8 protein-coding genes and 2 rRNA genes are annotated in these 8,973 nt (G+C 66.6%); 9 read left to right on the top strand and 1 reads right to left on the bottom strand.

The window, feature by feature from the left end; all coding sequences use genetic code 11:
• From MUO23_03535 to MUO23_03520, 4 genes are all read left to right on the top strand, one after another.
• Positions 1–664: ribosomal RNA gene (locus MUO23_03535) — 23S ribosomal RNA — on the top strand; the annotation flags it as partial.
• 64 nt (positions 665–728) lie between these two features.
• A 5S ribosomal RNA gene (rrf, locus tag MUO23_03530) occupies positions 729–845 on the top strand.
• 170 nt (positions 846–1,015) lie between these two features.
• Positions 1,016–2,254 carry a PLP-dependent aminotransferase family protein gene (locus MUO23_03525; GenBank protein ID MCJ7512026.1) on the top strand — a complete coding sequence of 413 codons (1,239 nt, stop codon included), beginning with the start codon at positions 1,016–1,018 and terminating at the stop codon, positions 2,252–2,254.
• 137 nt (positions 2,255–2,391) lie between these two features.
• A complete protein-coding gene (locus MUO23_03520) occupies positions 2,392–2,799 on the top strand; it encodes a response regulator (GenBank protein MCJ7512025.1) in 408 nt (135 codons plus the stop codon).
• 153 nt (positions 2,800–2,952) lie between these two features.
• Here the strand turns inward: MUO23_03520 and MUO23_03515 are convergent, their stop codons facing one another.
• Positions 2,953–3,915 (bottom strand): formylglycine-generating enzyme family protein, encoded by a 963-nt coding sequence (locus MUO23_03515; GenBank protein MCJ7512024.1) that lies wholly within the window; start codon positions 3,913–3,915, stop codon positions 2,953–2,955.
• A gap of 327 nt (positions 3,916–4,242) precedes the next feature.
• Between MUO23_03515 and MUO23_03510 the strand changes: the two genes are divergently transcribed.
• The 5 genes from MUO23_03510 to MUO23_03490 all read left to right on the top strand — a co-directional run.
• Positions 4,243–4,857, top strand: coding sequence for a sigma-70 family RNA polymerase sigma factor (locus tag MUO23_03510; GenBank protein ID MCJ7512023.1), 615 nt, complete (start codon positions 4,243–4,245; stop codon positions 4,855–4,857).
• Positions 4,854–5,651: a hypothetical protein gene (locus MUO23_03505; protein MCJ7512022.1), complete on the top strand. Its 798-nt coding sequence runs from the start codon at positions 4,854–4,856 to the stop codon at positions 5,649–5,651. The genes MUO23_03510 and MUO23_03505 overlap by 4 nt, the downstream gene beginning before the upstream one ends.
• Before the next feature lie 123 nt (positions 5,652–5,774).
• A complete protein-coding gene (locus tag MUO23_03500) occupies positions 5,775–6,167 on the top strand; it encodes an NUDIX domain-containing protein (GenBank protein MCJ7512021.1) in 393 nt (130 codons plus the stop codon).
• Between the two features lie 96 nt (positions 6,168–6,263).
• Positions 6,264–7,046 (top strand): tRNA (guanosine(37)-N1)-methyltransferase TrmD, encoded by a 783-nt coding sequence (gene trmD / locus MUO23_03495; GenBank protein MCJ7512020.1) that lies wholly within the window; start codon positions 6,264–6,266, stop codon positions 7,044–7,046.
• Positions 7,046–8,973, top strand: a 1,928-nt coding sequence (locus MUO23_03490) for an ABC transporter substrate-binding protein (GenBank protein MCJ7512019.1), incomplete at its 3' end; no start/stop codon positions are given. The genes trmD and MUO23_03490, both read left to right, overlap by 1 nt.

Below are 8,973 nucleotides of genomic sequence, written 5' to 3'. Positions count from 1 at the left end.
GGGTAGTTTGACTGGGGCGGTCGCCTCCTAAAAGGTAGCGGAGGCGCCCAAAGGTTCCCTCAGGCTGAATGGAAACCAGCCATCGAGTGTAAAGGCACAAGGGAGCTTGACTGCAAGACCAACGCGTCGAGCAGAGACGAAAGTCGGGCTTAGTGATCCCACGGTACCGAGTGGAAGGGCCGTGGCTTATCGGATAAAAGCTACCCCGGGGATAACAGGCTGGTGAAGCCCAAGAGTTCACATCGACGGCTTCGCTCGGCACCTCGATGTCGGCTCATCGCATCCTGGGGCTGGATAAGGTCCCAAGGGTTGGGCTGTTCGCCCATTAAAGCGGTACGTGAGCTGGGTTCAGACCGTCGTGAGACAGGTCGGTCTCTATCCGCTGTGGGCGCAAGGGATTTGAGGGGAGCTGCCCCTAGTACGAGAGGACCGGGGTGGACAGACCTCTGGTGTGCCAGTTGTCGTGCCAACGGCATGGCTGGGTAGCCACGTCTGGCAGAGATAACCGCTGAATGCATCTAAGTGGGAAACTCGCCCCAAGATTAGATCCCTCACCCCGTCAAGGGGGTAAGGCCGCAGGTAGACCACCTGCTTGATAGGCGCCAGGTGTAAGCCCCGTTAAGGGGTTCAGCCAAGGCGTACTAATGGCCGAGGGCTTAACTCGTGGTGCGGAGAACTCGACGCTCTTCCTGGCTATTCAGTTGTACATTACCAATGTTGAATCGTCCCTTGGTGATTGAAGCAGCGGGGGTACACCCGGTCCCATCCCGAACCCGGCCGTTAAGCCCGCTAGCGCCGATGGTACTTGGCTGGAGACGGCCTGGGAGAGTAGGTCATTGCCAAGGGACTTTTCGTTTGCGCGCCCGAGAGGGCGCGCTGCCTTTTCCCGGCCGGCTGCCAGGCCCCTGGGCGCCCCGGCGACACCGGACAATGCTCCTCGGCCTGGGGTGACCTGCCCATGTTGCGTTCCCACCTCAGTCGACAGACAATCGAAGCATAGCCCATGGAGGGAAGCATGCACTCCGAGGAGCCGATCATCCGCAGTGTGGAGAACATCGACTGGGAGTCCCGACTGGCCGAGCGCACCCGCCGGATGCAGAGCTCGGTCATCCGCGAGATGCTCAAGTTCACCACCCAACCCGAGGTGATCTCGTTTGCCGGGGGCCTGCCAGCCCCCGAGTTGTTCCCCGTGCGGGAGTTCCAGGAGGCCTGCCGCTACGTCCTGGAAACCGCCGGCCCGGCATCGCTGCAGTACAGCCCAACCGAAGGCTTCATGCCCCTCAAAGAGTATCTGGCGGAGGCCATGTCCCGCTATGGCATCTTGGTGGAGGTCGAGAACATCCTGCTCGTCAACGGATCGCAACAGGGCCTGGACTTGATCGGCAAGCTCTTCGTCGATCCCGACGCCTGCGTGGTCTGCAGCCGGCCGACCTACCTGGGGGCGCTGCAAGCCTGGAACGCCTACCAGGCCGAGTACTGCACTGTGCCGATGGACGAAAATGGATCGCTGATTGATGAGCTGGAAAAGCTGCTGAAGCAAGGCACCCGCCCGCGCTTCATCTATGAGCTGCCCAACTTCCACAACCCCGCCGGCAACACCCTGATCCTCGAGCGACGCCAGCATCTGGCGCGCTTGGCGCGCGAGTACGACCTGGTGCTCATCGAGGATGACCCGTACGGCGAACTCCGGTTCGAAGGGGAGGACATCACCCCGATCTTCCGCCTGGCTCCCGAGCGGACGATCTATCTCAGCACGTTCTCCAAGACTCTGGCGCCCGGCATCCGCCTGGCCTGGATCACCGCCCCCAAGCCCATCATCCAGCGCCTGGTTCAGGCCAAACAGGGCGCCGACCTGCACACCGGGACTTTTGTGCAGATGGTGGCCAATGACATCTGCCAGCGAGGCATCCTGCGCCAGCATGTCCGACGGCTGCGTCAGGTGTACCGCCAGCGGCGGGATGCGATGATGGACGCTATCGCCGAGCACTTCCCCCAGGAGGTGACGTACACCAAGCCGCTGGGCGGGCTGTTCCTGTGGGCCAGGGCGCCGGAAGCCATCAACACCCGCGACTTCCTGCTCAAGGCCGTCGAGGCCAAGGTGGCCTACGTGCCCGGCTTTGCCTTCTATCCCGGCGAGCAGGGAGGGGAGCACTCGATGCGGCTTAACTTCTCCAACGCCAGCATCGAGATGATCAATGAAGGGATCTTCCGCCTGGGGCGGGCGATGAAGGAGGAACTGCTCCGGTCCCGCTAGCTCCGCCTGTGCCCGCATCGGTTCGACCCAACGGAGCGCCGGCCGGCGCTCCGTTGCCCCTCACCGCCACGCCGACGGCACCAATCCTGCAACAACAGGCCATGTCCGCGAGAACGGGGTCTAAGGTGGAATCCTGGATGACCATCACCGAGGACCCGGCGAAGGCGCCCCGTGACGGCACGCCCTGCGTCATGGTCGTCGATGATGAGCCGGACTTCTGCAGCGTGGTCTCCGAGCTGCTTGGCATCTCCGATGTCCGCGTCCATCAAGCGCACGACGCCGGCGAGGCGATGAGCATGCTCAAGGAGGCGACACCAGATCTGATCCTGACGGACGTCATGATGCCAGGCATGGACGGGTTGGCCTTCGTCCGCCACGTGCGGGCCAATCCCTGCCTGCGTTCGATCCCTACGATCGTCGTCAGCGCCCGGGTCCGCCCGGAAGATCGGGAAGCGGCCATGCTGGCAGGCGCCGATGGCTTCCTTCCCAAGCCATTCACCTGGAACCAGCTGCTCACGACAATCGATCCCTATCTCCACCGCTGATTGCATCGGTCAGGAAACATCCCCTCGCTGAGCTGAGGCGGGCTGTGCGGGTTGGTGAGCGCCGGCCGCTGAAAGGGGCAAGGGCTGTGGGGCTGTCCGGGCGAGGAGAAGCCTGCACCGGCGACTTGTGAGGGGGTCTCGGGCTGCGGCCAGCTAGTTCAGGTCTTGCGCCGAGGCGGCGCAACGGAAGCCGATGTAGCTTTGGCTGGCGTTGGGCGGCTGCCAGTGGCGGTTCGCCGCCCGGGCGAAGGCCATGTGGTCTCCCAGGGTCCCGTCGAGCCAGGACCCGCCGCGCACCACTTTGTACCGTCCCTGATCCGGTCCGGCCGGCTGCTCGGCGAGCTCCGAGCTGTAGGCGGCGGGGTCGTACCAGTCGCTCACCCACTCCCAGACATTGCCGGCCATATCCAGGGCGCCGTACGGGCTGGCGCCCCTGGGATACGATCCGACGGGCGCCGTCCGGGCGTGGCCGTCGCTCAAACGAGCATCGCGCCAGGGATACGGGCACTCCTGATCGCAGAAGTTGAGGCGATCGTCCATCACTAGGCCGAACCAGCCCCAGGGGTAGATGCGTGCATCGCGACCGCGTGCCGCTCGCTCCCACTCGGCCTCCGATGGCAGGCGTCGCCCCGTCCATTGGCAGTACGCCTCGGCCTGCACCCAGGAGACGTTGGTTACAGGGTAGTCGGCGAACTCCTGCGCAGCATAGTAAGCCTGCTCATCCCCAAGTTCGAGCTCTGCCGGCGGCGGGTCGCACTTGCCCGCCGAGACACACAGTGCATACTGCCGATTGGTGACCTCGGTCTGATCGATCCAGAATGCCTGCAGGCGGACGCGGTGCTGCGGAAGCTCGTCGGGCTCAGTCAGGAGCTCCGAGTCGGCCGATCCCATCCAGGAGTCGCCGGCCGGAACGCGCTGCACCCGGGCGCCATCGATCGTTGAGATCTGCTGCCCCGGTCCCAGCGTCGGGGTGGCAGTCGGAGAGGGCTGGGGAGACCCACTGGAGGGCGTGGCGGAGGGCAAGAGCGGGGTCTCCGTCGCCTGCTGGGGGGTGACCCGACGCACTTGGGGAGTAGCCGGCGGCAGCCCCGGCGGTGTCGCCGAAGGGGTTGCCATCGGGGGAAGGGCAGTCGGCGAACAGGCCGCAGCCCCGAGCGCCATCCAGACGAGGCAGGTGAGCCTTCGCATCGTTCGTTCAGCGAATGGCGGCCGGCGAGCCCGACATCGGCTGCAGGTGCCTGGGTGAGTTCATCAGCTGCTGTTTGAGGGTCATCACGCGGAGTATACGCCATCTCATCCTGACCCCGCGCTGTGGGCGGCAGAGGCGGCCGTGGCTGCCGGCGGTGGCGCAGCACAGCGGGCTCGGGGGCCCGGGCGCGCCCAGAGAGCCTTGACGGCATGCGGCGCTTGCCTGCGACTCCCGGACCGGCTATGATGACTCGCATGCTCGACGAAAATCGATTGCTCGAGGACGCCCGAGGCGGCGATCTCGACGCCTTCAACCGCCTTGTGCTGGCCCACCAGACGGCGGTCTACAACGTCTCCTACCGCATCCTGGGGGACCCAGCTGCTGCCTCCGATGCTGCTCAGGAGGCGTTCATATCAGCCTTCAAGCACTTGAAGGACCATCGCGGGGGTTCCTTCCGCGCCTGGCTGCTGCGGATTGTGACCAATGCGTGCTACGACAGCCTGCGCCGCGAGAAGCGGCGGCCGGCCGAGTCGCTGGACGACTACGACCAGGACGATGCCGACCATCCGGACGCCTGGGAACGAATTGCCGACCCTCAGGCCGGACCGGAGCGCGAGGCCTTGCGGGCCGAGCTCAACCGGGCCATTGAAGACTGCCTGCAGCGTCTCCCGGCCGAGTTTCGGATGGCAGCGGTCCTAGTGGATGTGGAGGGCCACGATTACCTGGAGGCGGCGGCGGCGATCGGCAAGCCCGTCGGCACCGTCAAGAGCCGCGTCGCCCGGGCCCGGGCCCGCCTGCGCGATTGCCTCCGGCAGTATGGGGAACTTCTGCCTGCCGCGCTGCGTCTGTCTGCTGAGAATTCGAAATGAGCCGCTTCAGCGCGCTTTCCCCCGATATGCTTGAGACCCTTTCGGCCTCTCTGGATGGCGGTTTGTCGCCGGCAGACGAAGCCGCTCTGCAGTCCAGCCTGAGGGCCGACGACAGCCTGCGCGCGGCCTTGCAGGAACTGAGCGAGATCCGTGCCGGCCTGGGGATGCTCCCCAGAATCCGAGTGCCCCGCAACTTCACGCTCACGCCCGAGATGGTCGGGCGGCGGCCAGCCAAAGCGGCCTACCCCCGGCTTCGCCTGGCAACCGCCCTGGCGGCCCTGGGGTTCGTGCTGGCATTCGGGTTGGATACCTATGCCCTGCGGTTTGCCGCCCTGCCGGCAGCGCTCCAGACCTCGGCGCCTGCGGAGGAGGTTCAAGCACAACCCCCCCCGGAGGCTGCGGCGGAGATGCTGCTCGACTCCGCCGCCGCGCCAGCCGCGCTGCCGCCACTGGCTGAGGCCGAGGCTGAGGCCGAACGCAGCGCGGTGGACAGCCTCGCCACGGCCACTGCGGCCGCCACGATTGAACCGTCCCTCAAAGCCGGGGCCGTCGGGCAGGCGGCCGGGCTTGAGGCGACCGCGCCCGCTGCGCCTCCCGCCGCGCCGGAGGCCGAGGACGAAGGCCAAGAAGCCGATGCGACCTTCGCCAATGCCTTGGAGAGCGTGCCCCAGCCAGAGGCTCCCGCTCGGGGGTCGGGCTGGGTCGCTCGCCCCCTGCGGCTGATCGGAGGCGCACTCGCCCTGTTGGGCGTGATTCTGGGGGTGCTAACAGTGCGGGCCCGCCGGATCGTCTGAGAGACGATGCTGAACTCGAGCTACTGCCCGGCATGCGGGGCGCCCACCGCCCCTCAGGACGTGCACGGGGCCCTACGGCCCGTGTGCACTGGCTGTGGCCGGATCCATTTCCTGGATCCGAAGGTGGCCGCGGCCGCACTGGTGATGGAGAACGGAAGGATCCTGCTGGTTCAGCGCCGGAACTCCCCTGAGAAAGGGACGTGGACACTCCCCGCCGGATACGTGGATGCGGGAGAGGATCCGCGCCTGGCCGCAGCCCGAGAGGTGACCGAGGAGACCGGCCTGGAAGTGCGGGTGGGCGGTGTGGCGGATGTCGTGTTCGAGCCTTCGGTCGGCGAGCACCCTTCCACGATTGTGATCGTATACTGGAGCGAGATCTGCGGCGGCGCCCTGAGCGCCGGTGACGATGCCGAGCAGACGGGCTTCTTTGCGCTCGATGAGCTCCCGCCCATCGGATTCCACTCGACGCGCTCGATCCTGGAACAGGTGAGAGCGGGCCGCCCGCCCGCACTATAATTCCTCCCCCGGCCAGGTGCGGACAGGTGGCGGCGACCGCGCTGGGCCCCGGCAGTGCAACTTCGTGGGACGGATGGGCGAACTCCGGAAGCCTGGATGAGATTCGACGTCTTCACCATCCTGCCAGACGTCATGCAGGCCTATCTCAAGGCCAGTATGCTCGGCCGGGCACAGGCTGCCGGTCTGCTCGATGTGCGCCTGCACAATCTTCGCCAGTACACCCACGACAAACATCACACCACGGACGATACGCCCTACGGCGGAGGCGGCGGAATGGTGATGAAGCCCGAGCCGATCTTCGGGGCGGTAGAGGCCGTGCTCGGAGATGACCTGGGGCGGGTGCCGGTGATCCTGCTCACACCCCAGGGCGACGTGCTGGATCAGAAGATGGCGCGGGGCCTGGCTGCCTGTGAGCGGGTGGCGCTGATCTGCGGACGCTACGAAGGGGTCGATGAACGGGTGCGGCGGCATCTGGCGACGGCGGAGGTCTCCATCGGAGACTACGTGGTCACAGGCGGAGAACTGCCGGCGCTGATCGTGATTGACGCCGTCACCCGCATGCTGCCCGGAGCGCTGGGTGCTGTGGACGGCGCCGAGGACGATTCGCACGCCCAGGGGCTGCTCGAGTATCCGCAATATACGCGTCCAGCGGTGTTCCGGGACTGGGCCGTGCCAGAGGTGCTCGTCTCTGGCGACCACGCTCGCGTTGACGCCTGGCGCCGGGCTCAGTCGCTCCGCCGGACCCTTGAGCGCCGGCCCGACCTGCTCGACCAGGCGCCGCTCTCCCAGGCCGATCGGCGTGTGCTCGATCAGATCCGGCGCCAGCCGGATTCGACTCCGGCAGGGTTGGCACCCCGGTCTACCCGGGAGGATCGATAATGCGCCGACACCGACTGGTGTTCTTCTCGGCCCTGGTCCTAGGCTGCGGCCTGATGTGGACCGGCTGCCAAGGTCCTTCCCCGGCGGACTTCCCCCTCACCCTGGGCTTATCTCCCACGCCTCCCACCACCAGCAAGCCGACCGAGGTGCCGCCTCCCCCCGAGACCCTGGTCGTGTGTCTGGCCGAAGAGCCGGCATCGCTCTACCTGTATGCCGACACCAATGTCGCCACCGATGTGGTCCTGCAGGCGATCTACGATGGCCCGGTCGATCTGCTGGACTTCGTCTACCAGCCTGTGATCCTGGACAAGGTCCCCTCCCTGGCCGATGGGGATGCGGCGATCGTGCCGGTCCCGGTCCTCTCCGGCGAGATCTACTGGAACCCGATCACCCAGCTGGCGGAAAACCTCCGGCCGGGCAAGATGTACGTCCCATCCGGGTGTGAGAACGAAGCCTGTCTGCGCGCCTTCCAGGGAGGCGAAGTCCAGATGGACCAGCTGGCGGCGGATTTCCAGCTTCGCCAGGGGCTAGAGTGGTCGGATGGGGCACCGCTCACGGCCGCCGACTCGGTGTTGTCGTATCAGCTCGACGGGGCCAGCGCTACCCCCTCGCTCAAGTTCGTGTTCGATCGCACCCAGAGCTACGAGGCGCTGGATGAGCGGACCGTGCGCTGGACGGGGATCCCCGGTTTCGTCGATGCCGAGTTTTCGGGCAACTTCTGGTCTCCGCTGCCAACCCACCTTCTGGGCGGGCTGTCCCCGGAAGAGGTGCTCGACCAGGAGCAGGCCAATCGGGCCCCTGTGGGTTGGGGTCCGTACGTGGTCAGCGAGTGGCTTCCGGGAGAGCACATCCTGCTGGAGAGGAACCCGCGTTATTTCCGGGCGGAGGAAGGGCTGCCGGCCTTTGATCGGCTGCTGTTTCGGTTTGTCACCGGCGGTCCCGAGGCGGGGGTCCAGCAGCTGCTGACCACAGAGTGCGACGTACTGGACGAAGCCGTGCTGCTGGAGGGGCGGGGTCAACCGGCCCCGGCGCCTGGGCTGCTCGAAACCCTGGCGGGGTACTCGGAGGCGGGAAGGCTGGGGCTGGCCGCCTCGACCGGCACCCTGGTGACTCGCCTGGATTTCAATCTTGCCCCCGTCGGACTGCAAACCCATCCCCCAGCCTACGATCGCCACGTGCGCGAGGCGGTAGACACCTGTCTGGACAGGGAATCGCTGAATGGCGAGTTGTACGCGGGGCTGGGTGGGATCCCGATGGGCGGCCTGCCGCCGGGCCATCCATTGGCAGGCTCTGGTCAGACTACCCCCCATGATCCGGCGCAGGCCAACGAAGCGCTCGCAAAGGCGGGTTGGCTGGACTCCGACGGTGACCCCGCCACACCGCGGCTGTGGTCGGGCGGCCTGGGCATCCCGCCCGGCGCACCGTTGACCTTCCGGCTGACTGTGGCTGAGGGAGAGGCGGGCCGAACCTTGGGGCAAGCCCTGCAGTCGCAGCTGGCCGAGTGCGGCATTGGGATTGTGGTGGAGGCGACGAGCGCCAACGACCTGGCGGAGCCGTGGCCGGATGGGCCGGTGCTGGGGCGCACCTTCGAGACGGTCATCTGGTCGTGGCCGACGCTGCTGACGCCCCTGTGTGAGTCGTATGCCAGCTGGGAGATCCCGAGCCAGTCGCAGCCGCTGGGGATCAATGCTACAGGCTTCACGCAGCCGGGCTACGATGCCGAATGCCGCAGCCTTCTGCTCTCTCGGCCCGAGGGCGAGCGCCGGGTTGAGGCCGTGCAGGCGATGGGGGCGATCTTGGCCTATGAACGACCCGGCCTGTCGATCGCCGCTCCGCCCCGGGTGGTGGCGCATGCTCCTGACCTGTGCGGCCTGGGGCCGAATCCGTCCGCTCTGACCAGCCTGTGGAACCTGGAAGGGATTCGGCG

The sequence above is a fragment of the Anaerolineales bacterium genome, assembly GCA_022866145.1.
In the GTDB taxonomy this organism is placed as follows: domain Bacteria; phylum Chloroflexota; class Anaerolineae; order Anaerolineales; family E44-bin32; genus PFL42.
The sequence above is the reverse complement of the archived record's forward strand: the minus strand, read 5'-3'. Positions and strand labels throughout refer to the sequence as shown.